This window comes from Paraburkholderia sediminicola, from assembly GCF_046030555.1.
Classification (GTDB): Bacteria; Pseudomonadota; Gammaproteobacteria; order Burkholderiales; family Burkholderiaceae; genus Paraburkholderia; species Paraburkholderia sediminicola_E.
Genome location: NZ_JAQQCH010000008.1, coordinates 232,961 through 257,640, shown reverse-complemented (window position 1 = coordinate 257,640; position 24,680 = coordinate 232,961). Strand labels below are relative to the sequence as shown.

At 60.8% G+C, this 24,680-nt stretch carries 24 protein-coding genes; 13 read left to right on the top strand and 11 right to left on the bottom strand.

Going from position 1 to position 24,680, the window contains the following annotated elements; genetic code table 11:
- The first annotated feature begins 41 nt into the window (after positions 1 to 41).
- The 3 genes from PQQ52_RS14630 to PQQ52_RS14620 all read left to right on the top strand — a co-directional run bounded on the left by PQQ52_RS14630 (position 42) and on the right by PQQ52_RS14620 (position 2,564).
- Complete coding sequence (locus PQQ52_RS14630) at positions 42 to 1,007, top strand: L-carnitine dehydrogenase (protein WP_408212216.1); 966 nt, start codon at positions 42 to 44, stop codon at positions 1,005 to 1,007.
- Positions 1,008 to 1,107: 100 nt separating this feature from the next.
- Positions 1,108 to 1,614 carry a thioesterase family protein gene (locus PQQ52_RS14625; RefSeq protein WP_408212213.1) on the top strand — a complete coding sequence of 169 codons (507 nt, stop codon included), beginning with the start codon at positions 1,108 to 1,110 and terminating at the stop codon, positions 1,612 to 1,614.
- Positions 1,615 to 1,616: 2 nt separating this feature from the next.
- On the top strand, positions 1,617 to 2,564 hold the full coding sequence (locus PQQ52_RS14620) for an alpha/beta hydrolase (RefSeq protein ID WP_408212210.1): 948 nt from the start codon (positions 1,617 to 1,619) through the stop codon (positions 2,562 to 2,564).
- A 20-nt stretch (positions 2,565 to 2,584) separates the two neighbouring features.
- On the opposite strand, the gene PQQ52_RS14615 is transcribed toward PQQ52_RS14620, so the two are convergent.
- The gene (locus PQQ52_RS14615) at positions 2,585 to 3,427 is read right to left on the bottom strand and encodes an alpha/beta hydrolase (protein ID WP_408212208.1); all 843 of its coding nucleotides are present in this window, start codon (positions 3,425 to 3,427) and stop codon (positions 2,585 to 2,587) included.
- 222 nt (positions 3,428 to 3,649) lie between these two features.
- Positions 3,650 to 4,426 carry an NAD(P)H-dependent oxidoreductase gene (locus tag PQQ52_RS14610; protein WP_408212281.1) on the bottom strand — a complete coding sequence of 259 codons (777 nt, stop codon included), beginning with the start codon at positions 4,424 to 4,426 and terminating at the stop codon, positions 3,650 to 3,652.
- A gap of 70 nt (positions 4,427 to 4,496) precedes the next feature.
- Here PQQ52_RS14610 and PQQ52_RS14605 point away from each other — a divergent pair, with 70 nt between their 5' ends.
- Positions 4,497 to 5,411 carry a LysR family transcriptional regulator gene (locus PQQ52_RS14605; RefSeq protein ID WP_408212205.1) on the top strand — a complete coding sequence of 305 codons (915 nt, stop codon included), beginning with the start codon at positions 4,497 to 4,499 and terminating at the stop codon, positions 5,409 to 5,411.
- Between the two features lie 87 nt (positions 5,412 to 5,498).
- Here PQQ52_RS14605 and PQQ52_RS14600 read toward each other — a convergent pair whose 3' ends face one another.
- On the bottom strand, positions 5,499 to 6,380 hold the full coding sequence (locus PQQ52_RS14600; RefSeq protein WP_408212202.1) for an aldo/keto reductase family oxidoreductase: 882 nt from the start codon (positions 6,378 to 6,380) through the stop codon (positions 5,499 to 5,501).
- Between the two features lie 106 nt (positions 6,381 to 6,486).
- On the opposite strand from PQQ52_RS14600, the gene PQQ52_RS14595 reads away from it, so the two are divergent.
- The 5 genes from PQQ52_RS14595 to PQQ52_RS14575 all read left to right on the top strand — a co-directional run bounded on the left by PQQ52_RS14595 (position 6,487) and on the right by PQQ52_RS14575 (position 12,254).
- Positions 6,487 to 7,380, top strand: a complete 894-nt coding sequence (locus tag PQQ52_RS14595) for a LysR family transcriptional regulator (protein ID WP_408212200.1) — start codon at positions 6,487 to 6,489, stop codon at positions 7,378 to 7,380.
- 267 nt (positions 7,381 to 7,647) lie between these two features.
- Positions 7,648 to 8,865, top strand: coding sequence for a sensor histidine kinase (locus PQQ52_RS14590; protein WP_408212197.1), 1,218 nt, complete (start codon positions 7,648 to 7,650; stop codon positions 8,863 to 8,865).
- A gap of 56 nt (positions 8,866 to 8,921) precedes the next feature.
- A complete protein-coding gene (locus PQQ52_RS14585; RefSeq protein WP_408212194.1) occupies positions 8,922 to 9,410 on the top strand; it encodes a GNAT family N-acetyltransferase in 489 nt (162 codons plus the stop codon).
- Between the two features lie 551 nt (positions 9,411 to 9,961).
- On the top strand, positions 9,962 to 11,800 hold the full coding sequence (locus PQQ52_RS14580) for a S10 family serine carboxypeptidase-like protein (RefSeq protein WP_408212192.1): 1,839 nt from the start codon (positions 9,962 to 9,964) through the stop codon (positions 11,798 to 11,800).
- A 61-nt stretch (positions 11,801 to 11,861) separates the two neighbouring features.
- The gene (locus tag PQQ52_RS14575; RefSeq protein ID WP_408212189.1) at positions 11,862 to 12,254 is read left to right on the top strand and encodes a 2-oxoglutarate dehydrogenase; all 393 of its coding nucleotides are present in this window, start codon (positions 11,862 to 11,864) and stop codon (positions 12,252 to 12,254) included.
- A gap of 84 nt (positions 12,255 to 12,338) precedes the next feature.
- On the opposite strand, the gene PQQ52_RS14570 is transcribed toward PQQ52_RS14575, so the two are convergent.
- The 3 genes from PQQ52_RS14570 to PQQ52_RS14560 form a co-directional block, all read right to left on the bottom strand.
- The gene (locus PQQ52_RS14570; protein WP_408212187.1) at positions 12,339 to 12,734 is read right to left on the bottom strand and encodes a hypothetical protein; all 396 of its coding nucleotides are present in this window, start codon (positions 12,732 to 12,734) and stop codon (positions 12,339 to 12,341) included.
- Complete coding sequence (locus PQQ52_RS14565) at positions 12,731 to 13,672, bottom strand: hypothetical protein (protein ID WP_408212184.1); 942 nt, start codon at positions 13,670 to 13,672, stop codon at positions 12,731 to 12,733. The genes PQQ52_RS14570 and PQQ52_RS14565 overlap by 4 nt, the downstream gene beginning before the upstream one ends.
- A 352-nt stretch (positions 13,673 to 14,024) precedes the next feature.
- Positions 14,025 to 14,225, bottom strand: coding sequence for a hypothetical protein (locus PQQ52_RS14560; RefSeq protein WP_408212181.1), 201 nt, complete (start codon positions 14,223 to 14,225; stop codon positions 14,025 to 14,027).
- A gap of 4 nt (positions 14,226 to 14,229) precedes the next feature.
- Here PQQ52_RS14560 and PQQ52_RS14555 point away from each other — a divergent pair, with 4 nt between their 5' ends.
- Positions 14,230 to 15,504 (top strand): metallophosphoesterase family protein, encoded by a 1,275-nt coding sequence (locus PQQ52_RS14555; RefSeq protein ID WP_408212178.1) that lies wholly within the window; start codon positions 14,230 to 14,232, stop codon positions 15,502 to 15,504.
- Between the two features lie 47 nt (positions 15,505 to 15,551).
- On the opposite strand, the gene PQQ52_RS14550 is transcribed toward PQQ52_RS14555, so the two are convergent.
- Positions 15,552 to 15,923, bottom strand: coding sequence for a lysozyme inhibitor LprI family protein (locus PQQ52_RS14550; RefSeq protein ID WP_408212175.1), 372 nt, complete (start codon positions 15,921 to 15,923; stop codon positions 15,552 to 15,554).
- Positions 15,924 to 16,251: 328 nt separating this feature from the next.
- On the opposite strand from PQQ52_RS14550, the gene PQQ52_RS14545 reads away from it, so the two are divergent.
- Positions 16,252 to 18,582 carry a patatin-like phospholipase family protein gene (locus PQQ52_RS14545; protein WP_408212173.1) on the top strand — a complete coding sequence of 777 codons (2,331 nt, stop codon included), beginning with the start codon at positions 16,252 to 16,254 and terminating at the stop codon, positions 18,580 to 18,582.
- 20 nt (positions 18,583 to 18,602) lie between these two features.
- Here PQQ52_RS14545 and PQQ52_RS14540 read toward each other — a convergent pair whose 3' ends face one another.
- The 3 genes from PQQ52_RS14540 to PQQ52_RS14530 form a co-directional block, all read right to left on the bottom strand.
- Positions 18,603 to 19,733, bottom strand: a complete 1,131-nt coding sequence (locus tag PQQ52_RS14540) for an ATP-binding protein (RefSeq protein ID WP_408212278.1) — start codon at positions 19,731 to 19,733, stop codon at positions 18,603 to 18,605.
- Between the two features lie 558 nt (positions 19,734 to 20,291).
- Positions 20,292 to 21,077: an alpha/beta hydrolase gene (locus PQQ52_RS14535; RefSeq protein ID WP_408212171.1), complete on the bottom strand. Its 786-nt coding sequence runs from the start codon at positions 21,075 to 21,077 to the stop codon at positions 20,292 to 20,294.
- A gap of 186 nt (positions 21,078 to 21,263) precedes the next feature.
- A complete protein-coding gene (locus PQQ52_RS14530) occupies positions 21,264 to 21,968 on the bottom strand; it encodes a response regulator (protein ID WP_408212168.1) in 705 nt (234 codons plus the stop codon).
- A gap of 225 nt (positions 21,969 to 22,193) precedes the next feature.
- On the opposite strand from PQQ52_RS14530, the gene PQQ52_RS14525 reads away from it, so the two are divergent.
- Both PQQ52_RS14525 and PQQ52_RS14520 read left to right on the top strand, forming a co-directional pair.
- Positions 22,194 to 23,171, top strand: coding sequence for a DUF535 family protein (locus PQQ52_RS14525; protein WP_408212166.1), 978 nt, complete (start codon positions 22,194 to 22,196; stop codon positions 23,169 to 23,171).
- A 279-nt stretch (positions 23,172 to 23,450) separates the two neighbouring features.
- Positions 23,451 to 23,831 carry a DUF2917 domain-containing protein gene (locus PQQ52_RS14520; protein WP_408212163.1) on the top strand — a complete coding sequence of 127 codons (381 nt, stop codon included), beginning with the start codon at positions 23,451 to 23,453 and terminating at the stop codon, positions 23,829 to 23,831.
- 180 nt (positions 23,832 to 24,011) lie between these two features.
- Here the strand turns inward: PQQ52_RS14520 and PQQ52_RS14515 are convergent, their stop codons facing one another.
- On the bottom strand, positions 24,012 to 24,584 hold the full coding sequence (locus PQQ52_RS14515; protein WP_408212161.1) for a hypothetical protein: 573 nt from the start codon (positions 24,582 to 24,584) through the stop codon (positions 24,012 to 24,014).
- Positions 24,585 to 24,680: the final 96 nt, after the last annotated feature.

Below are 24,680 nucleotides of genomic sequence, written 5' to 3'. Positions count from 1 at the left end.
TCGGGACCTGAGAAAACTCATAGGCAAAGGAAACGTCAGCAATGGCAGTGATCGTCGATATCAAAACATTTGCGGCAATCGGCGTGGGCGTGATCGGCAGTGGCTGGGTGGCGCGCGCGCTCGCGCACGGGCTCGACGTCGTCGCATGGGACCCCGCTCCCGGCGCGGAGAAGCAGTTGCGCGAGAACATCGCGAATGCGTGGCCGGCATTGGAACGCGTCGGCTTGTCGGACGGCGCGACGCCCGACAGGCTGCGCTTCGTCGATACGATTGAAGCCTGTGTCGAACACGCGGATTTCACCCAGGAAAGCGCGCCCGAACGCGAAGAATTGAAGCTCGCCTTGCACGAGCAGATCAGCCGTGCAGCGAAGCCGGATGCGATCATCGCTTCATCCACTTCCGGCCTGCTGCCGAGCGATTTTTACGCACGGGCCGTGAATCCGCAGCGTTGCATCGTTGGGCACCCGTTCAATCCGGTGTATCTGCTGCCGCTCGTCGAAGTGGTTGGCGGCGAACTCACCGCACCGGCAACCCTCGACGCCGCGATACAGGTTTATCGCTCACTGTCGATGCGACCGCTCCTCGTGCGCAAGGAAGTGCCCGGATTTATCGCCGACCGTTTGCTCGAAGCGCTGTGGCGCGAGGCGCTGCATCTGGTCAACGAAGGCGTGGCGACCACGGGCGAAATCGACGACGCGATTCGCTTCGGCGCGGGCATCCGCTGGTCGTTCATGGGCACGTTCCTGACGTACACACTAGCGGGCGGCGATGCGGGCATGCGCCACTTCATGCAGCAGTTCGGGCCGGCTTTGGAGCTGCCCTGGACTAAACTGGTAGCGCCGCAGCTCACTGACGAATTGATCGATCGGGTGGTGGACGGGACGTCCGAACAGGTCGGACCGCGCTCGATCAAGCAGCTCGAACGCTATCGGGACGATTGCATTACAAGTGTGCTGGCGGCGATTGAAGCGGCTAAGGCGCGGCATGGATTGCTTCCTGCGGAGTGAGGCTGTGTGCGGGACGATGCGCCGCCCCGCCTGAATGCGTCTGCGGCGCATGATCGCTGCGGCCAGTGCCATTCACACGGATGAAGGAGATTGATTGCATATGCCGGACCACGCTTTGCTGCCCTGCTATCGCGACATCGTTCGCGCCGAATGGGTCGATTACAACGGCCATCTACGCGACGCGTTTTACATGCTGATTTTTAGCTTCGCGACGGATGCGTTGATCGATGTGATCGGGTTGCCCGATGCGGTGCGCAAGGAGCGTGGCCGCTCGATCTACACGCTCGAAGCGCATATCAACTATCTGCATGAAATCAAGGAAGGGGCTCGGGTTCGCGTCGACATGCGCGTGCTGGGGCACGATGCGAAGCGGCTGCATCTTTACCTCGAGATGTTCGCTGACGATGGCGTTGAACCGGTGGCCGCAGGCGAGCAGATGCTGCTGCACGTGGACACGGGCGGCCCGCGCGCTGTTGCCTTCGACCCGGACGTCGAGGCGCAAGTGCGGGCATTGGCAGAAGCGCATACCGTGTTGCCAGCGGCCAGGTTTGCAGGCCGCGTGATCGGCTTGCCTGTCAAGGCGCCGCCTAATAGTAGCGAGGAATGAGCATGCTTGAGCCCGAGATCGCCGCGTTTATCGAACGGACCGCTGCCATCTATGCGGGACATTCGACTTCATTGCCGCCGAGCGAACAGCGCGCGATTTACGATCGCTATGCGGCGGCACTCACGCCGCCTTTGCCAGCCGATGTGATAACCGAAGACGCTGTGTTTCACGCGAGCGCCGGCCATCTGATCAGGCTGCGGCTTTATCGGAATTGTAGAAAGGCGAGCGGAACACCCGTCGGCACCGTGTTGTACTTTCACGGTGGCGGCTTCGTGCTCGGGTCATTGGAAAGTCATCAGATCGTAACCGCACGCATTGCCGCGGATACCGGACTCGATGTGATTGCGCTCGATTACCGGCTGGCCCCGGAACACCGCGCTCCGGCAGCTCATGACGATTGTCTGGAGATAACGTTCGCCGCACTGGCCGGCCAGCTGCCGTTCGACTCGCTCTCAGATGGCGCACTGCAGTTAGCGGGTGACAGTGCCGGCGCCACGCTCGCGGCCAGCGTCGCGATGCGGTTGCGCGATGACGGTATTCAAGGCGTGCGCGGACTTGCGCTGGTCTATCCAATGCTCGGCACCGAACCGCAAATGCCCGCGCGCGAAAGCGAAGCGCACGCACCGATGCTCACGCTTGCCAATGTCCATGCGTTTCGCGATCTGTATTGGGGCGAACGGCCGCCCTATCCCACGTGGACGATACCGCTCGATGCGGCACGCTTCGACCGACTCCCGCCGACACTTGCCGTAGGTGTTGAACACGATCCGCTGCGGGACGACGCGAGGGTGTTTGTCGAACGCGTCAATGCGGCCGATGGGCAGGCCCGGTTGTGGATTGGAACCGGGCTCGTACATGGGTGCTGGCGTGCGCTCGAATCGAGTCCCGGCGTAAAGGCAATGCATCACACTGTCTGCCAGTTTCTAGGCGAGCATTCACGTATGCAGTGATGGCTCGAGCCTTGCACGCGTCACGTCTGCGCCACGCCCCCATTCCGCTTGAATGAACTGGCAAAGAACAGCACCTGATACTGCACCGCATTCGCCCAATACTTCCACGTATGCCCGCCAGGCCGCTCCGCGTAATCATGCGGCACGCCCAGTTCGACAAGCCGCGCATGCAGCATCCGGTTCGACTGAACAAGCGAATCGTTCACCCCGCAATCGATCGTCAGTGCAATATGCGCGTTTCCGAAATTGCGCGCGTTCTCAACAATCGCCTCGTTGTTCCAGAAGTCAGCGTGACGAGTCGGATCCCCGAACACCTGATCGATCCCAGGCTCATCCTCGCACCCGCGTGGATCGACCGCTCCGCTGATACTTCCCGCTGCGCCGAATTCGTCGGGCCGGTCGAGCGCGATATGCAGCGCCCCGAAGCCGCCCATGCTCAACCCCGTAATCGCGCGCGCCTGGCGCGTCGCAATCGTGCGGAAATGCGTGTCGATATATCCGACGACTTCTGTACCTACATAGGTTTCGTAACGGCTGCGCGGATCAACAGGGCTGTCGATATACCAGCTCTCGTGACCGCCATCGGGCATAACAAGGATCACGTGATAGCGGTCGGCCAGTTTGCCGATGTGCGAATTCGTGGTCCAGTCGGTGTAGTCACCGCCTGAGCCGTGCAGCAAATAGACGACGGGAAAGCGATCGGCCGCTTTGCCGTGCGTGTATTGGTCAGGCAGCACCACCGTCGCCTCGAACGACTTATGCATGGCCGCGCTGGGAATGGTGACGACCCTGGACTGGAACGCCCAGACCGGGTTCGTGAAAAGCAGCGTCAGAATCAGCCAGAACGCACGATTCATTTTCATGGTTTGTCGCTCTCCCCCTTTCTATGTGTCCAAAGAACACTGTCTGGCATCTGGCGGCAAAATTCTGTCAACGACTCTAACAACGGCGACTTACAACCAAATTTCAGCGAAGCATACGGTCTCGTCAGCTTGGCGCCATTCCAGGGGGAGTTGGAACGGCCCAAAACCGAACGTCTATTCAACCATTACGCCCGCCACGTGAATGCAGGGACGGCAACGCGTTTATTCAATGTGCGCTGAAAAGCCAGTCTGATCCGGCGCAACATCAGCTCGCAATGTGAGCGCCGGGATGTCATATGCACCAGCGTTCTGCGGGCGAAAGGGAATCGGCGCAGTCGTCCAAAGGTCATCGAGACGTTGCCCGAGCGCGTCTTGCACGTCTGAAAATCGTCCTTCGTCGATCCGGCTTGTCCGATGGATCACGAACGGAGGCAAAACGTCGAAACCAGGGTAATACAGAATGCCGTGCTGGATGGGGAACAACACATCGTCGATCGGACCGTTGATACCACGCGGGCTGTAATGTGACGCCCAACCACCCGTTGTCACGACCAGCATCGCCCGCTTGCCTGCCATGCTGCCTTCCCCGTAACGGTCGCCCCAGCGCGCGTCGGAGTGCTCCCCGACGCCATACGCGAAGCCATATGCATAGACGCGCTCTACCCAGCCTTTCAGAATCGCTGGCATCGAGAACCACCACAGTGGAAACTGCAAAATCACCGCATCCGCCCACTTCAGCTTCTCCTGTTCGAGCGCGATGTCCTGGCTTTGCCGTCCGTCTTTGAAAGCACGCTTTGAATCGAGAGAGGGATCGAAACGCGCGCCGGGTTGCTTATCCAGGCTGTCGTTCGCATCGAGCGATGCCTTCCAGTTCATCGCATACAGATCGGATACCTGGACGACGTGCCCGGCATTCTCGAGACGCTTGACCGAAAAGTCCTTAAGGGACCCGTTCAACGACCGGGGTTCCGGATGTGCATAGACGAGAAGAACATTCATGGCCTGACCTCCATTGCGAGAAAGCACCAAGATAGGTCTCTTGCCGGTATATTGGAAATGAATAACCAATATGTCAGGTATTGCCGTGAATAATCTCAGAAGACTGGATCTCAACCTGCTGGTGACACTCGATGTCCTGTTGTCGGAGCACAATGTGACCCGCGCCGCCGAACGCCTGAACTTCTCTCAGCCGTCTGTGAGCGTGCATCTTGCCAAGCTGCGGGATGTCTTTGGCGACCCGTTGTTGCTGCCAGGTCCCCGGGGCATGCGCCCCACCGCGAGAGCCGAAGAATTGCGCGAACCTTTGCGCCAGGCGCTCGATGCACTTGAGCATGCGGTGTCGCCGGCCAACCCGTTTAATCCAGCCGAAGCGAGTCATACGTGGCGCGTCGCCGCGACCGACTATGCCGAATCGACGATCCTGTTGCCTGTCCTGTCCAGGTTGCGCGCGGCGGCGCCCGGCACCCGGCTCGCGATTGTGGAAGCTGTTCCGCCGCGTATCGCGAAGCAGGCGGAACAGGGAGACATTGATCTGGCATTCCACACCAGCGCAGGCGCGCCGCCCGGATTACGCGGGCGATTGCTCTTCAAGGAGCGGTATGTGCTGGCGGGCCGTGTGGATCACCCGCGCCTGAAGCGCCGGCCAACGCTTGCGCAGTTCTGCAAACTGGAGCACGTGATCGTGTCGCCCGATGGTGGCGGGTTTACCGGCGTCACGGATGATTCACTGGCCGAGGTGGGTCTCACGCGCAGGGTTGCGCTTTCGGTTCCGCACTTCCTGTTCGTGATGTCAGTCCTGGCGAGCACGGATCTCGTGGCGATGGTGCCGGCGCGATTGGTGCGCGGCAACGGCGCGCTCAAGGTCGTCGAGGCGCCGGTTGACGTGCCGGGCTACGAAATGGCGATGCTTTGGCACGAGCGGTCTCATCGCGACCCGGCACATCAATGGCTGCGGGAATGCATCGCGGACGCGGTCGCAACGTGACCATCCATGATTTAGCAGCGGGACCAGACGCAACGAGGCCATCGTCTGGTCGACTCTGGTCGATCCTGAGCAGCTCCGGCCGCTGGATCACGCTTGCCCATTCCCCGCGCCGATTGCATCCAGTTCAGCGCGCACCTCGTCAGTCAATCTCAAGCGCGCTGCGTGCATGTTTTCACGCAAATGCCCGAGCGACGAAGTGCCCGGAATCAGCAAAATGTTAGGCGCGCGATACAGGAGCCAGGCAAGCGCCACCTGCATCGGCGTCACGCCGATCGTTTTCGCAATCGTGGACAGCGCTGACGACTGGATCGGCGTAAATCCGCCAAGCGGGAAGAACGGTACGTAGGCAATGCCCTTCCCCGCCAGTTCGTCGACCAGTGCGTCGTCTTCCCGGTGAACCAGGTTGTAGTGATTCTGTACGCAGACGATCTCCGCGATGCCCTGTGCCTCGGCGACCTGGGCCGCGGTCACATTGCTCAAACCGATATGGCGAACCAGTCCTTGCCGTTGAAGTTCGGCAAGCGCCGCAACCTGCTTTCCGATCGACCCTTCGGCGGGTGCATGCACGCTGCCCATGATGCGCATATTGACGACGTCGAGCGCGTCGACACCGAGATTGCGAAGGTTGTCGTGAACACCGCGCTCGATATCTTCCGGCTCGAGTGCCGGCAGCCACGAGCCATCGTTGCCACGGACCGCACCCACCTTGGTGACGATCATCAGATCGTCCGGATAAGGATGCAGTGCTTCGCAAATCAGCTGGTTGGTGATGTGGGGTCCGTAGAAGTCACTCGTATCGATGTGATTGACGCCCGACGCCACCGCTTCGCGCAGCACGGCGATCGCGGCGTCACGGTCTTTCGGCGGTCCAAATACGCCGGGGCCGGCCAGTTGCATGGCGCCATAGCCCATGCGTTGCACGGGGTGGCCAGCCAGCGAAAACGTGTCTGCAGGGGTGAAGTTCGACATAGCGCGCTCCTTGATGTGAAGTGTTGAGCGCCAGTATGGCGGGGATTGCGTTGTTCGATAATCCGACATAAATTGCACGGGTTGTTAAACATTTTGAACAATGGCCATGGAATTCAACGATCTCGCCGCATTCGTTTCGGTTGCTCGTGCCGGCGGGTTCCGCGACGCCGCGCGCATCAACGGCGTCTCCGCCTCCAGCCTGAGCATTGCTGTACGCCGTCTCGAGTCGAAGCTCGGTATGCGCCTGCTCAACCGAACCACGCGCAGTGTGGCCCCGACCGAAGCCGGACTGCGTCTGATCGAAAAACTGACGCCATTGTTCAGCGAGATGGAAGCCGCGCTGGACGTCCTGAACGGCTTCAGGGACAAACCGACCGGCACACTCAAACTCAACGTCCCGTCGAGCGCCGCGCGCATCGTATTGCCGACCGTCATACCCCGGTTCCTGAAGGCTTATCCCGACATACGCGTAGAGGTTGTGGTGGAGGATGGCTTTGTCGATGTGCTGTCCATCGGCTGCGACGCGGGCATCCGCTATGACGAACGGCTCGAGCAGGACATGATCGCGATTCCAATCGGCCCGCGTGTGCAACGTTTCGCTACGGCTGCGGCGCCGGGCTATCTCGACACACATGGCAGACCTGACCATCCGCGCGACCTGCTCTCTCATGCGTGCCTGCGGGGCCAATTTGCCGGCGGCGCTACGCCGACCTGGTATTTCGAGCGTGACGGCGAGGTAGTCCAGTTGAATCCGTCGGGACCGCTCCTCGTCAGGCCCGGCGCGGCAATCGACCTGGCTGTCAGTACAGCCGTCGCGGGCGTGGGGGTAATTCATCTTTTCGAAGACATGTTGCGCCCGCACCTCGACAGCGGCGCCTTGGAGCCGGTCCTGGAGCCGTGGTGGCAGCCCTTTTTGGGGCCGTTTCTTTACTATCCTGGCCGTCGTCACTTGCCCGCACCGCTGCGCGTCTTTGTCGATTTCCTGAAAGCGGATGCCTAGCCGGATGCGCCGGGCGCTTGCATGGCGGGCGAGTTACGCACGTGATGTTCCGCAAGCGGCAATTGCGGCGATAATGACGCCAGTTATCGGCTGCGGCGGCTCGGCTTCGGAAACCCGGAAGCCATGAGATCGCTGGCCCCAAGCCTCTAATTCATTCCAGCCGAAGTATGTTTCCCGCAAGGCGTAGGCATGTGCCCTCGTGTCCGACGCGTCTGGTGTGGTTCGAGCATATGTATGTTGTAGCACCTTCGCACCGATGCACCCAATATGACCGAAATACGCCTTAGCCCGCTGCGCAAATTTGCCGATTTCATTCGTGCGCAACGGTCCCGCCTCACCGAGCAATGGATGAATGCCGTTTTCAGCGATGCAGACCTCGTCGAAGCGGACAAACTTACCTATCAGCAGCTCGCCGATCATCTGCCGGAAATTCTCGAAGGACTCTGCCTCGCGCTCGACGTCGAAGATCTCGAACGCGTCGAACCGGCGATCGAACGTAATGCAAGAAAACACGGCATAGTCCGCTGGCGTCAGGGCTACCGGATCGAGGAACTCGTGCGCGAGCTCGATCTGTATCATCAGGTGCTCGCCGACGCACTGGAGGAATTCGCCGACCAGGACAGCACCTTCACACGCCGCCACGAAAGCCGGGCACGGCGCCTGGTCGCCGAAGCACTCAGCATGGTGACGCTCACGTCGATCCGTGAAGTGGTCAGCGAACGGGACCGCACGATCGATGAGTACACAGGCAGGCTCGAGCGCGCCAATCACGAACTAACGCTCAAGCAGCGGCTGGTCGGCGATCTTTACGACTCACGCATGCAGATCACTCGCAGCGTGGTCCATGATCTGCGCAATTTTCTGAACGCGTTTTCGATCGCGCTGCAACTGATCGAACGGGCGCCTTCAAAGGCCGATATGGCGCTGACGCTGGCCAACCGGCAGGCCGCGGACATGAAACAACTCGTCGATCAGATGGTCGAGTACTCCGTCGTGCTCGGCGACGAGACGCCTCTCACACGCGAACCGGTCGAACCTCATGCGCTTTACGACGAGCTCGTCACCGCCTCGCGGCCAGCAATCGAGGCCAAGGGACTGAAGTTGCACGCCACCTTTGATCCGGCGCTATCCACTGTCACGTCCAATCGTCTCAAGCTCAAGCAGATTGCAACCAACCTGCTCTCCAACGCGACGAAGTACACGAAGTCCGGCGAGATCGAATTCAGCTTTGCAACGGCCGGCCCGGAGCACTGGTCAATTCGCGTGTCGGACACCGGCGTGGGCATTGCGCCTTCGGATGCGAACCGGGTATTCGACGAATTCGAACGCGCTGCCGGCGAAGATATTCCCGGCACGGGCCTCGGCCTCGCGATCGTCAAGGAGCTTTGCCGCGTGTTGAATGGTCAGATCGATTTTGTATCACGCGAAGGCGTTGGCACCCGGTTCGAAATCCGCTTCCCGATGGTGCTGGCTGAATCCGCATAAATAGTCCACCGGCCGCTGGCTGCCGGAACCGGTGATGAAGCGATGGAGACGTGGGAATGGTTGAGATTCATCCCGCTCGATTTCCCGAACAGCTTGAAGTTGTGCGGGCGATATTTCGCGAGTACGCCGACAGCCTGGGCATCGATCTGGGCTTCCAGAATTTCGAGTCGGAACTCGCGGAGTTGCCTGGCAAGTTTGCCGCGCCGCGGGGGCGCGTTCTTCTCGCCCTGAACAATCAGAACGTGGTCGGTTGTGTTGCAATGCGTCCTCTGGATGAATTGACGTGCGAAATGAAACGTCTTTATATCCGTCCAGCTGGGCGTGGCCAGCAGATCGGCAGGCAATTGGCAGCGCTGATTTGTCGAATGGCACGGGAGTCCGGATATACGCGTATTCGTCTCGATACGCTTCCTGACATGCAGGCCGCGCAACAGCTTTATGCGTCGCTTGGTTTCGAGCCGATTCCGGCTTACGTCTTTAATCCCATCGCCGGCACGATCTTTATGGAACGCGATCTGACCCGCCCGGAAAATCAAGCCGCGTAGGCATGCAGCGCAGCATTCATCGCCGCAGCGGTACGCCGGGCCACGCGCAGCCCGCCCGACCCGGCCAATTCACGGAACGTCACCACTTCACGGACAAGCGGAACGCTTGCGCTTCCCGCCACCATTTAATTATTACGATTAACAAACAAAAACATTTAATTTCGTAATAAATAATCGATTAACTCACACAGCCTCAAACGACCCAACTGATTGAATCACATACGAATTCGAGTGCAACTTTGCGGATTGCAATTACGGAAATTCGGCACATCCTTGACAAACTCCGGTTGCGTCACCTATTTTTCTTCTGCCGCCAATATACGAATATCCGATTAAGGAAACGTATCCAGAAAAGCACTGGAATATCTAATTCAGATATTTAGTTATTCTACGCATACCGCATAGAACTCTATATCTATGCGCTTTGAAGTAAGTTGGTCTCAACCGCTGCATGCCGACGATGCACCACCAATAGTTCGAACTCCGACATATCTTTGTCGGCGAGAGCGGCCTTTGTGAAACGGTATCTGAACCCACCACCAAGGATAGAGATGAAACGAGACGAGCGTCTTTCCGGCCATAGCCATCATCGCCAAAGCAGGCTGCCGGTCCTGGGAACCTTAGCGGTCACGATCATGCTTCTCGGAGGTTGCGGCGGAGAGGACGGCAGTTCGTCCTCGGGCACGGCTGTGAGCATGCAGCAGGCCGCAGCGAATCAGCAGCTCACCGCGCAACAGGCCGCCGCGCAATCGCAAGCACCAACGGCCAATCAAACCTATGTCGACCCGGTGGCCTATTCCGGCAATGCCACAGACGGCCTCGCGCCGGCTCAGGCCTCGGAGAAGACCGCGGTCATGCACTACAAGTGGACGTTAGGCAAAACACCGATCAACTACACCACGACGACTGGCCATTTGACGGCCGCCGATTCGAGCGGCAACCCCGAAGCCACGATGTCTTATGTCGCGTACACCGCGCCGAGTACGAATGGCTCGCCGCGACCGGTCACGTTCGTCTACAACGGCGGGCCGGGCTCGGCCTCCATCTGGCTGCGGCTTGGATCGTTCGCGCCAACGCGGGTCGCCACGCCCGACCCCACGTTCGGGAACTGGCCGAACTATCCACTCGTCGACAATAAGGACAGCCTGATCGATACCACCGACATGGTCTTCATCGACCCACCGGGAACAGGCCTTTCCGAGGCGATTCTGCCGAATACGAACCAGAAGTTCTGGACGACCGATGCGGACGTCAACATCATGCGCGACTTCATTGAGCGCTATCTGGCGGTCAATAATCGCAGCAGCTCGCCGATTTATCTGTACGGCGAGTCGTACGGCACGCCTCGCACCGATATGCTCTCGTTGGCGCTCGAATCGGCCGGCGTGCATCTGACCGGCATCGTTCTCCAGTCTTCAATCCTGAACTATTTCGCGGATGCGATCGAAGCCGTCGCTATCACGAACTCGACGAGCGCCCTGGCATTGGACACGGATACGCTGGCCGGCTATTTCCCCGGCTACGCGGAAGTCGCGGCTTACTACAATCAGGTGTCGCCGGCGCCACTCAATCAGGACCTGTACGCATACCAGGCGAGCCTGTTCGCCACGGCCGAATACGACCGGTTCAAGCGGTATTCGCAATCCTGGGTGCTCAGTCAGCTCGGCATACCGGACGCTTTGGGCACGCCGGTGTTTCCCAATGCCAAAACGCTTCAGTCGTGGACCTTGCCATCCAGTTTGACCGTGCAGGCGCTGCAGGGCTACTTCGGCGCCAACCCGTTCTCGACGAGCCTCGTGCCTGGCACGACGATCGGCCGGTACGACGGACGCGTGTCATTGCCGAACTCGGATCCGCGTCTGCAAAGCGATGGGGACCCGTCCGACATTCTCATCTCCCAGCCGTTCACCACGGCGCTGGCAACGCAGATGCCTGACTACCTCGGATACACGGCGCCGAACGCGACCTATTTGCCGCTGAACGACAACATCATCCAGGTCTGGGATTTCTCGCATGACGGAAAGCCGCTGCCCGATACGATCCCCGATCTGCTGGGCGCGCTGACGCTCAACCCGAAACTCAAGGTGCTCTCGGAAAACGGCTTTCATGATCTGGCCACTCCATTCTTCAATACGGAGAAGCAACTGGCGCGGTTGCAGACAGTACCCGGTCTGAATCCGGACTTGCAGGTCAATTTCTTCCAGGGCGGACATATGATTTATCTGGACGACGTCGCCCGTCCGCTGATGAAACGGGATCTGGTGCGCTTCTACCGGGGCACCCCGCTTCCGGATGCGCTCGCGCTCTGGACGCTGCCGCCGCCGTGGCACGACGAAAGCCCCGCCAGTCAGCCGACCGCTACCGCCACAGCGCAAGCCACGGCACCCTGACTGAACTGACGCAACGTGCCTCGTTCGCGATACTCTATTCACTCAATCAATGCGAGTCATCATGTCTCTTTTAGATAGATTGCGGCGTGTTTCCCCGTTGATCGTCCTCGGCTGTCTGATTGGCAACGCGCATGCGTTACCGCCGCAAGCGGTGGCGCCGGCGACGCCGCCAACCGGCTCCAGAGGCGTCGACGGTCCGTTCTTCCCTCAAACCCGTGCTGCCCCCGTCGCGCCATCGACCGGCACGGCACTGCAACAGGAAGCTCAGCAGCGGCTCGAAGCGCGGCTGGGGGCCAATACGGCCCTTAGCAATGGCGCCGCGGTCACAAAAGCGCAGGCCCAGACCCAGGGGCTCGGCTATGTCGCCAAGCACTTCGATCAGATCGATACAAGCCACAAAGGCAGTGTGACCTTGAGCGACGTCAGGCAGTATCTGCAGCAGCAGGGCCGCTAGCGACGGGCCATGACTACTCAGGTCTTCCTGCTTTGGAAGACCACGTTTGACAGGCGCGAATGGCCGCTCGGGCCATTCGCGCGTCTACCTCACCCCCGCGTTCCCGTCGATCGGCAAACAGTCACTCATTGCGCCGCCGCGGTCGCTCAGCCCGCGCACCACGACCTCGGACGATTTGCCATCACGTCTCGCCAGTTCGGCGAGATCGAGCAACGCTGCGTATTTCGCCGAACAGTCCTGTTCGGATTCAATCGCCCGGTGCATAGCAAGCGTTTCAGTGTCGGTGACGCTCTCACCCACTGCAATCGCCACACCTGTAGCAACGATCATCGTTGCCAACACGGCGACCTTGCACAACGTCCGCGTGCGTGTCGCATTGAAACGTGACTGGACCGCCTGCGCACTGCCCTGCCCCCTTATCCACGGCGGACCGATTCGTCCGGCTTCATCGCCGGTTCTCACTCGCAGGTTTTCGCTCATGACCAATGCGCCGGCACCCAGACATTCCCTGCCCAGTGAGCCGACACCCACACGACAGGGCGCGGCGCAGGCGCCACATAGACGACGCGCGGGGCGACATACACAGCAGGCGGCGGGGGCGGCGGAACGTAGACAACCGGAGGTGGCGGCACATACACAACCAGCGGCGGCACAACTACAACTGGCTTCGGCGCAACGACAACCATCGTGCTGCCTGTCGTAACGACACCCGCGGTCACGACGGTCCCGCCTGTCATCACCGTGTTGCCGTACGTACCCGTCGTACTGGTCGACGTCGTAACGACGCCCGGTGCAACACGCGTCGCCGTACCGGAGTGATCGACGGTGCCGCCATCGGACCCTGTCACCGTGCCGGAACGCGAACACGAAGCGCCCGCACAGTTTGTGGATGCCGCATGGTTGACCGTGCTGCCGTTTGATCCGGTGACCGACCCAGAAGACGAATACTGGCCAGGCGCGGTTCGGGTCACATCGCCGGCGGTCGTGGCTGTTTTGCCGTCCGGTCCGGTGAGGGCGCCGGTATGCGAACAGGTGCCGCCCGCGCAACTGGTGTCGCCCGCATGCTGGACCTGGTTGCCATAACGCCCCGTCGCCGTGCCTGAATTCGAGAACTGGCCAGGCGCGTTGCGGGTCACCGTGCCGGTGTTGGTCGCGAGGCCGCCGTAGGGGCCCGCCACGCCGCCAGCATGCGAACAACTGCCGCCGCCACACGAGCCGTACCGCGCACCGTTGTAAGTGCCGCGCGAGGTGTACGCGGTGCCGTGTTGTGACCAGGCGAAAGCCGAAGCACTGCCCAGCGCGAGCACGGCGACGGTTGCGGTGAGCATGAGTTTGCGCAGCGCGCCGCGCATGGATGCGGTCGTGACGGAGACAGGGGAAGCAGCGGTGGCTGGGACGACGAACGAATAGTGTTTCACGGAATATCCTTCCTGATTTCGGGCCACTTCTGCGCACAGCGGCGTGGCGACGAACGGACTATAGAAGGACGCGTGGCTTTAATCAGCAGCGAAGATATGTCACCCTGTTTCACCACAAAGGAGGCCTGCTGGACAAGGGTTTGCAGGCAATTCGAAGGTACCGCGACATAGGCCGACATAAATTGTTTCAGGTCGGGTTCCGCGCGCGGCGGCGCACGTGCCGCACACAGCGTCAAGCGTGACGGCAAACCCTGTTCGACATCACCGCGACACTTTTCCGAAATACACATGTCGTAGGGTTCGATGAATGCAACGGCGAACGCCGCTTGCGGACCACCCCGCTTACTTTTCTTCAAGAGGCGCTCATGCCGGCAAAACGCGAGTCGAAATCCAAAGCCAAGGCGAAAGAAAGCACGGCGAAAACTGAGGTCAAACGAAAACCAGCCAGCAAGGCAGCCGCATCCGGTAAAAAGGCCACTGCGGCCGCCCGCGGCTCAAACCAGCCTGCCGCAACGGCCACCACGCTGGCGCTGCGTCCGCGGATGCTGGACAAGCCCGTGTTCGCCCAGCCTCAGCCGACCGCGGACCCCACGGTGTTTCGTGTGCCCCATCCATCGGACGATACGGCCTACAAGGAGATCGACAAGCTCAATGCCGAGCACAAACTGTTTCCGCTGCCATTTCCCGCGCCGAGAGGCGGCGTGGAGCCCCAACTCACCCTGGCCGAAGTCATGGGCGGCAACGCAACCGCCATCGACAGAATCACAGCCAACGGACAACTGGTATTTCACGCGCTAGGCGATTGCGGCAATACGAAAGGTCCGGCGACCCAAAACGAAGTCGCCGACAAATTGACTGCGGACTTCAACGAAACCAATGCCAGTGAGGTCCCGCAGTTCGCGTTGTTACTCGGCGACGTCGTCTATAGCTTCGGCGAAGGAAAGTACTACTACGATCAGTTTTACGAACCGTATCGGGACTACCCCGCGCCGATCCTCGCCTGCGCCGGCAACCACGACGGCATGGTTTCGCCGGAAGCGCACGCCGCGAGTCTCACCGCGTTCCTGAGAAATTTTTGCGCGGATACGTTCACCGTTTCGCCCGAAGCCGGCGGATTGTCGCGCACCGCGCAAATCCAGCCCGGCGTGTTCTTCACGCTCGATGCGCCGTTCGTGCGCGTGCTGGTGATTTACAGCAACACGCTTGAAGATCCCGGTGTGATTTCAGATCCAACCATCGGACGCACGCAGCTCGACTTTCTCGACGCCGCGCTCAAGCGCGTCAAAGCCGAGAAGTTCGCCGGCGCACTGTTGATTGCGGATCATCATCCGCCGTACTGCGCAGGCGGACATGGATCGAGCGTCGATATGCTGGCGCAGATCGACAAGGTGTGCGAAGCCAACGGCGTGTGGCCGCATGCATTTCTTTCCGGCCACGCTCACAACTATCAGCGCTTCACGCGCACGCGAAATGCTGACGGCACGCAGATTCCCTACCTTGTGTGCGGCAACGGCGGACATGGTTTGATCAAGCTCGCCGCGCAGGGCGCACCCGCCATCCGCGCGCCACAGGTCATGCAGTCGGCGTCGGCCACCACGGATCAGGTCGTACTGGAAAACTACGACGATACCAATTACGGTTATCTGCGCGTGGTCGTCACCACGACGCAATTACGTATCGAATATCACTCGGCGTCCGACGGTCTCAACACGAAAGCGCCGAACGACTATGTGACGGTCAACCTTGCCGAGCGTAAAGTGGCTCATTTCGTTGCGCCGGATATGGGGCACCCGATGGCAGCGAGGGCCGTGCGTGCGTTGGTGCGCCGCTAGCTAATGATGGAGCGCGGGACGTTCGTGCCGATGCCGTCGGCTGCTCGTCAGAATGGCCCGCGGCTCGCAAGATTCGCGTACTCATCTTTGAGCCTTTGAATGCGATTGCCGTAAGCGGTCGCCAGACACGCCTGATTTCCGCCACACACCTTCCTTGTTTTCAGCCACGCCTGTTGCTCATCCTGCATGTCCCCACGCGTGCCCATTGCCACAAGGCCCGTCAACATCTGATAGCGCACGGACATCTCGACATCCAGTTCGCTCAGGTGCCGGGACGCACATATGACCTTTTCGTCCGGCATACGTGCCCGATTGCAATCGAAGCTCGCCGCGACGCTCGAAACAGAACTGAGCGCGAAAGTGACGAGCAAGGCCCGACACACATGACGGCCGATCCAGCGATTGGGTTCTCTCTTCATCGTTTCTCTCCTCCAGGCGTGGCGGACCCTCTCGCCCTGGTGCACCTATGACAGGATACAGTCGCGCAGCGACGCCCAACGGGGTAGCCGCCGACTATCCTGCATGTGACGACATCAGGGAACCCATCGTTCCGGCCTGGCTTATCAGTTTCACAAAAAATCGCTGTTTCATGGACAACGCTTGAGGCCGCAGGACACAAGCCGTCGCGATGCAAGATAAAAAGCACCGGAACTACGCTTTCCCGTAAACCCGCGTTTATGCAAAATCACCTGTTTTTACCGGGGCAAAACGATGTAATCTCTCGGTTTTCTTCCTGCGTCAAAACAGATGAGTCGAGCGTCGGCGAGCGAACAACTACAACAAACGGCGGCCCACACGTGGCGCCGCCCTACCGTTCTTCGTTTGCGCTGCACCGTGGTGCTACTGGCGTGCGGGATCGCCGCCTTCGCACGCCCCGCTCTCGCAGCCGAATCCGCGTGCGGCGCCGAAGCCGGGCCGGCCGCCCGCCCATCCGTCGGTCTCGTGCTCTCAGGCGGAGGCGCGCGCGGCTACGCACACCTCGGCGTATTGAAGGTGCTTGAGGAAAACCGCATTCCGGTCGACTGTATCGCCGCCACCAGCATGGGGGCGGTAGTCGGCGGCCTGTACGCGAGCGGCATGACCGCGCAGGACATGCAAAAACGCCTCACCGGAATCAATCTCGCGGACATCGCGTTCGACGTTACCGAACGCGCCGATCTGCCGCAATCGCGCCGCGAGGACGAGCGGCTGTATGTGAATAGCCTTTCGCTCGGCTACGGCGCTAACGGCTTCCGCTTGCCGGTGGGGCTCGTCCAGGGCAATCGTTTGCAAGCGCTGTTGCAGGACTGGACCTCCTCCGTGCCGGGACGCGTGTCGTTCGACCGGCTGCCGATTCCCTATCGGGCCATCGCTACCGATCTGCGCACCGGCCAGAAGGTGGTGCTGGATCACGGTTCGCTGCCGCAGGCGATTCGCGCCAGCATGGCATTGCCCGGCCTGTTCGCGCCGGCCGATATCGACGGGCGCACGCTGGTGGACGGCGGCATCGTCAGCAATCTGCCCATCGAAACGGCGCGTGACATGGGCGCGAACGTCGTGATCGCCGTCGATATCGGCTCGCCGCTGCGCCCGCTCGATGCACTGGCTTCGCCCGCCGACGTGATGCAGCAGATGATCGGCATCCTGATTCATCAGAACGTTGCGCGCCAACGTGAACAGTTGCAAGCCGGTGACGTACTGATCGAACCGGCACTCGGCTCGCTGAGCTTCACCGATTTCGCCAACGCGGGCCAGGCGATCGCGGCCGGCGCCGCCGCCACACGCGCGGCACTGCCGCAGCTTCAGCATCTGGCGCTCTCGCCCGCCGACTACGCCGCGTGGCGCGCCCGGCACGCGGTGCCCGCGGCGCATCCGGTGCGGATCACGCAGATCGAGATCGCCTCGCAAGGCGTAGTGCCCGAGGCGCGCATCCGTGCCGCGTTGCATGTCAAACCCGGCGACGTGTACGATCCCGCCGCACTCAACAAGGACTTGCTGGCGCTCTCCACTGCCGGCGATTTCGACAGCGTGAGCCAGCAACTCGTCGACGACGGCGACGAACACAAGCTCGTGATCGTCGCGCAGCAGAAACAGTGGGGACCGAATTTCCTGCTGTTCGGACTCGGTCTGTCGAGCAGTTCGACAGATGAAGGCGGCTTCCGGCTGCATCTCGGTTATCGCCGGCCGTGGCTCACTTCGTCAGGGCTCGAAGGGCGGGTGGACGGGACCGTCGGCAGCGACCTGATTAATCTGCATGCGGAGCTGCGGCAGCCGCTGTCGAGTTCTTTCGGCTATTACGTGGCGCCCTATCTCGAGTTCCAGCGCCGCTACGCCAACCTCTACGACGACTCCGGCGACGTCAAGGTCACGCAATACCGCTTGCAGACCGAACGCGTCGGGGTCGATTTGGGTTTGCCACTCGCGCGCCTCGGCGACTTCCGGATCGGTGTGGCATACGCGCATGGCTTTGCCTCGCCGCAATACAACTTGCCGCTCGAGGACGGACCTAACTCGCCGCTGCTGTTCCCCGATATCTACGGCCGGCAGCTTAGCGCGCGCGCCCGTCTCGTGATCGATCAGCTCGACGATCCACTGTTTGCGCGCAAAGGTTATTTCGGCGAGCTACGCGTAGAACGTTCGCTGTTCGCGGGCAGCGACAGTTTCACCGAGGTGTACGGCAAAACCATTGTCGCCGCGAGCTACGGCCGGCATAGCATCAACGCCAGTATCGAAGCGGGTAACGACTTCGGCGGCACCAACCTGACGAATCCATTCGGCTTCACGCTGGGCGGTTTTCAGCATCTGTCGGCCTATGCCGCCGATCAGCTGTCCGGCAATTCAATGGCGTACGGCCAGGTCACGTATATGAATCAGCTCGCCACGTTTAACGCGTCGCCGATTCGTGGCCTGTATGCGGGATTGAGCATTGAAGCCGGGAATGTCTGGAACCGCGATTCGCAGTTCGGAAGCGGACCGCTAAAGCGCAGCGTGACGGCTTTCACCGCGCTGACCAGTTCATTCGGACCGATCTATCTGGGCGTCGCGTTTGCACCGGGCGGCCGCCATAACTTCTACTTTCAGTTGGGACATACCTATTGACGCTGCGTAGGAAGGGGGGTTCACGCCACCGTGCCGATCGGCCAGCTCATTTCGAAACGTGCTCCGCCGAGCGTCAATGGATCGGTCACGGCGATACGGCCGTGATGGGCGCGCAGCACCTGTTGCGTAATCGCGAGACCTAAGCCGTAGCCGCCGGTCTGGCGGTCGAGTCGCACGAAGGCATTGAAAATGCGCGCGCGTTGATCGGGTGGCACGCCGGCGCCGTCGTCTTCCACATAGATTTCCACGTTGCCATGCTTGACGCTCAGGCCGACCATGATCCGCGAATGTGCGTATTTGCTGGCATTGCGCAGCAGGTTACGCATTGCGTAGGACATGAGGCGCTTGTCCATCACGACGCGGAGCGACGTGTCCACGTCGACTTGCGGAACGAGTTGCTTGTCCGCGTACAGCAGCGTGGCGTCGGTAATCTGGCTGTCGAACCATGCCGTGAGCACGGTGGATTCGAGGTTGGATTGCAGGGAGCTGTATTCGAGGCGCGCGTAGGTCAGGCTCATGTCGATGAGCTCGTCGAGTTCGGTGACGTCCTGGGCGATGCTTTCCAACGCGCTGTTGTATTCGGCCGCGGAGGCGGGCTCGCGGAGGTTTTCCAGCGCGAAGCGCACGCGGGCCAAGGGCGTGCGAAGTTCGTGGGAGATGCCATTGGTGAGTTCGCGCTGCGCGGCGATCAGGCGTTCCATGCGCTCGGCCAAGGCGTTTAGCGTGCGGGCCAGTGGGCCGATGATGACGCTGTGCGATTCGCGGGCGCGGGTGTTGAAGCGGCCGCCCGTGAAGTCGATTGCGCGTTCGCGGACCATGACGAGGTCTAGCCAGACTGGGCGCATCCAGCGGTAGGCTGTTATCGCAGGTAGCAGTAGTGTGACCAATGCGATGGGTATCGACGCTTTTGCTGTGATTAGTGCTTGCCAGAGCGATGGCGACGTTTTTAGTGTCAGGTTTAAGGTTGTTATTGATGCTGCCAGGACTAGCAGTGTCAGTGTTAGCAGGCGTGTGTAGACGCGGACGTATAGGCGCGACCAGCTGGGGATTCTGTCTGCTCTGGTGTCTGTCCAGTTGCGGCGGAAGCGGAGCCAGCGCCATTTTCCATAGCGGTAGGGGGTTAGTTTTTTTTGCTCCGCTGGGGGTGGCATTTTGGTTTCTTCGCTTTTTTTGATGCGGTTGTGGTCTGTTGGTGTTTGCCCATGTGCGGGGCGGCGCTTTGTTTTCTTCGCTTTGTTTTCTTCGCTTTGTTTTCTTCGCTTTGTTTTCTTCGCTTTGTTTTCTTCGCTTTGTTTTCTTCGCTTTGTTTTCTTCGCTTTGTTTTCTTCGCTTTGTTTGTTGCGGTTGTGGTCTATTGGTGTTCGCCCCTGTGCGGGGCGGCACTTACTTTCTTTGCCGCCGCAAAGAAAGATAAGCAAAGAAAGCGGCTTCACACCGCTAGTTCTTAAGCGGGTCCCCCGCGCAGTTGCAGTAGTGGTGCATCTGGAATCTGTGTTCTCGCACATTCCACGTGAGTGACAAGGGTGTCATTCTTCCGGCGGCGCTGCGCGCGCCGACGCGTAGTTCTTAAAACCGCCGGGACGTTCGCTTGGTTCCTCCGGCTGCCGCTGGCCGTTTAACCGGCCGCTGGTAGTTCACTTTGCTCTCGTGCGCGTTTTTGCCTGCTTTTCCGGTTGTTCCTTGTTTCCTCTGTGCGATTCCTGTTGCCCTTACGTCCTCTGTACAAATGCCAGTGTTCGCTCCGCTACCGTGTCACGCTCGTTGTCTAGTGTGATCATGTGGTAGCTGTCGGTCAAGCGCACAAAGGTCACTGAGCGACTTCCCAAGTGCTCGCACACGAATTCCGCGGAGCGGATGCTCGTCACCTCGTCCTCCTCCGAATGCATGACCAAGGTCTCGCATGTCACACGTCCCAAGGCCCGCTTCACCGCGAAGCGCATCCAGTCGACCTGCTCAATCGCCGCCAACGGCACGTACGGATAGTGGATGCCGCTCCCCTTCTGCAAATGGCGGCGAATCAGGTTGCGGATGCGCGTGTTCTTGATGCCAAACGGCTCGCCCTCCGGCACGCGAATCAATCGACGTAGCCCCGGCACGCAATACATCAGGTAGCGCAAGGGTCGCAGACGTGAACCGCCCCAACCGTCAAGGAATAAGGGCGGCGACAGCAGAATCAGGCGCCCCGTCGTCATGCGCTCGCGCGCACCCAGCATCAATGCAAGCAACGCTCCCATTGAAATGCCCGCCACGTCGACTCGCTCATAACGCCCCATCAGGTCACGGTACGTGCGGCTCAACAATTGCATGTAGTCGCTCAACGTCACGCGGCTCAACGCGTCCGGGTTCGAACCGTGGCCCGGCAGCGACGGTAAATGCACGTCGCAACCGATCTGCTCGAACTTGCGGTCGAGCGCGCCGAAATCATGGCGCGTGCCACCCAAGCCGTGAATCATCAACACAGCATGGCGGGAAAGAGGGGAAACGCGAGCGGACATCACTAAGCCTGTCGTTGCACAAGCTTGCGATGCTAATCATCACCGCCTCGAATGACTGTCAATTTGAGACGGTGTTTGTGGAGTTTTGTCGGCCGATATTTCGACGTATTACGCAATCGAAACTCAACGCGACGTCATCTCACCGGAACCGGAACCCCGTCGCAACGATGGCCGCTGCGAGCACCGTTAATCCCATGCCAGCTTGCTGAACTGATATCCCTTGCCGCGCACCGTCTTGATGCGCTGCGGCGTGCCCGCGTCGTCATGCAGCTTGCGGCGCAGCTTGGAAACGCCGCCGTCGATCGTGCGGTCGAGGCCATCGAACTCGATACCGCGCAGTTGCCGCATCAACTCATCGCGGCTCACGACCTCGCCCGCGCAACTCACCAGCGCCCACAGCAAATCAAATTCGGCCGATGTCAGATCGGGCAAGCTGCCGTCCGGCAGTTTGACCGTGCGGTTTGCCCGGCTGATCTCGAACTTGCCGAACGTGTAGCTCTCGGGTTGGCTAGCCTCCGGCGTGCGCGCGGTCACGCGGCGCAATTGCGCCTTGATGCGCGCCAGCAGCACGCGTGGCTCGACAGGCTTATGCACGTAGTCGTCCGCGCCGAATTCCAGGCCCAGCACCTCGTCGAACTGCTCGTCGCGTGCGGTCACCATGATGATCACGCCGTCGAATTGCTCGCGCGCCTCGCGGCAAATCTGGAAACCGTCCTTGCCAGGCAGGTTCACGTCGAGAATCACAAGGTCCGGACGGCGCTTGAGAATGGCAGGCACGGCGTCGTTGCCGTGCAGCACGGTCTCGACTTCGTATTCGTGTTTGCGCAGATAACCGGCGACCAGGGCGGACAGGCGGTCATCGTCTTCGACAAGCAGGATCCGGAATGGCATGGGACGAATCGTTCAGGGCTGACTGTTTCAATAGCGGTAGGCAACGGTACGGCGCAGACCGCGCGGACAACTGCCGGACGAGTCGGCTCGACGCACAGCATAGCGGATGCGCCGCACATCGTGCGACACGCTCGACAAAACTCGACAAACGCACAAGCAATTCGACACGGACGCGCAATCCGCGCCGCTAGCATCCCCTCGGTCGAAAGAGCCCAAGGATCTGCCGTGACGACTGTTTCCAACGAAGGGGCCCGCCCCCGCTCGCCATGGTTCGCGAGAGCCATTGCGTCCTTTGCGGTCATTCAGCAAGCCGCGCATGCACTCTATCCCGGCACCGGCGTATTTCATCGCTGGCGCCGCATGCGCCTGTGGCTGCGCTCGCTGATGTCGTGGCGCTCGACGCAGGTATGGCTCCAACGCTGCGCCATTTCGCCTTTGCACGATCTGGTGCAACGTCATCCTACTGCGCTCGAGCGCATGCACCGGCCGTTCCTCCATACCCGCTTCAGCCCGCGAGAACGCCTCACGGCCAGCCTCGATCATCATGCGCTAACACAGCAGCGCGTGCCGGAACTCGCTGCGCGCATCGCCGCAGACGGCTCGGCGCCGATCGCTTTTTTCGACGTAGGCGCCGAACGGTGGCATGTGTCGCTCGAGTCGATCGAACAGTTTCAGAAGGAAGGCGACTGGACCCTGTGCATCCGCGACGCACGGGACCAGCGCATCGTCTCCTGCACGTTCAGTCTCGCCTACCTCGGCGGCAAAGTACGGCGGCCACGTCTGTGCATCGGCTCCGTACAGGGCCCGGACCACTCGGTCAACGGCCGCGAGCTATTTCGCGCGCTCACCAAGCGGTGGTGCGGACTGCGGCCGAAAGTGCTGGTGATTTACCTTGCGCAATGTGTCGCCGCGGCGCTCGATGCGGGCGGCACCTTCATCGTCTCGAAGCAGGCGCACGTCTACGCGAACTGGCGCTATTGCCTGAGAAAGCGCCGCGTGGCCGCCGACTACGATCGACTGTCGATCGAGTGCGGAGCGCTCGCGCGCTGGAATGGCTGGTTCGTTCTCGCGCCGCCGGCGCGCTATCTGGCAGAACGCCAGGGCGACAATGCCGGCAACGCGACCCGCCGCAAACGCTACGCATTGCGAAACGCACTCGCCGCGCAGATTCGCCGCAGCGTCGCGGCAAGCAAGACGCGTTGACCCTGTACGCCTCGCGTTGCTGCTTGAATCCATTGCGATCTTTTTATTGACAAGACATGCGGCAAAACGGCACACTCATTCGCATGTTGACGCACGCCTCCATCGCCCTCGCGATTAAAACCCGAACAATGCATGCCACGATCGGCAGGCATTTGGGAGCATGTGCGCGTTAGCAGTCTGAATCTGCAAAACAAGACCCAAAGGCCCCGCCGGTAACGGAAGGGGCCTTTTGTTTTGTGGGTGCCTCCTCCGTCTTCCGGCTCGATGACGGAGAGCAAGATGGATCAGGCAAGCCCGCAGTGCATGGATGACGACGCAAGTCTGTCCGCATATCAAGAGGACGAGCGTCTGCCGAAGGTAGTCGTGCATTTTTCCGTAGTGCCAGGCGCAACGCTCACATGGCGCGCCGATGCCGACAGCACGCTCCGTGTGCAAGGCGCGCGCCTATGGCTCACGCGCGTCAACTCGCCTTACGATCATTGGCTCGAACCGGGCAACGAGTTTCGGGTGCAACGCGGCGAACGCATGTGGCTCAGCGCGGATGGCGAACGCACCGCGCGTGTGTCATTGAGCTACGCGATGCCCATCAGGCCTGGCCTCGTCAGGCGTTGGCTAGGACGGCTCGCAGGGTTGGGGCTGGAGGCGCCGGCGGTCCGGTAACGTGCCTCGTCGCGACGTGATGGTCGAGCCTTCGTACCGCAGAAAAGCAAACACCCCTGCAGTGAGGGGTGTTTGCCGGTCAGCCATGCCGGTTTCAAGGAACCACGTACGCCGTGCTGCGCGGCTGCGTCGCACTGTGTGGACGGGTGCCGCCTACTGGCATGGCAGTTACCGCGCCGCCTATTGCGGCGTCACCTGCACGGCCGCGGCTGAAACGAAAACCGCATGAATCGTATCGCCGACCTTGACGCCCTTCAGATCGACGTCCGGTCCGACTTCAAGCGTTTGCGTCTGATACGCACCGCGCAGTGTAACGAGGCGCTTCTTGTGGTCGATCTTCTGCACGGTGGCGAGCACTTCGACCTGACGCGCGGATTCATAACCACCCGAGGCCGGGGCATAGACCTGCGTATCGACGCGGGCACGAATGCCTTTGTCCGCGCCGGTGACCTTGTCGGCCTTCACCAGCAACGCATTCTTGTACAACACGTCCACCCGATCGCCGATCTTCAGTTGATCGAAACCGGCGACTTGCTGGCTCACCAGCACGACCACCGCATTGCCGCCCGGCCCTTTGAGCGTGAGCGTGCGGCTGCCCGGATCGATACCGACGATCTCCGCCTTCACATGCACCGGTTGCACTGCGCTGACGATGCCCTGTGCGGCACTGGCCATCGCATCTTGCGCCCACACCGGTTGCGCCGCGGCGAAAGCCGCTACCACCAACGCTGCTCCAATCGTCGCTGCTTTCATCTACGCTCTCCTCGAGAAATTGTTCGATCCGGCGTTGCGGCGATCTGAAACTACAGGATGCCGATTAACACCGCGAATACATACATCTTCAGGATG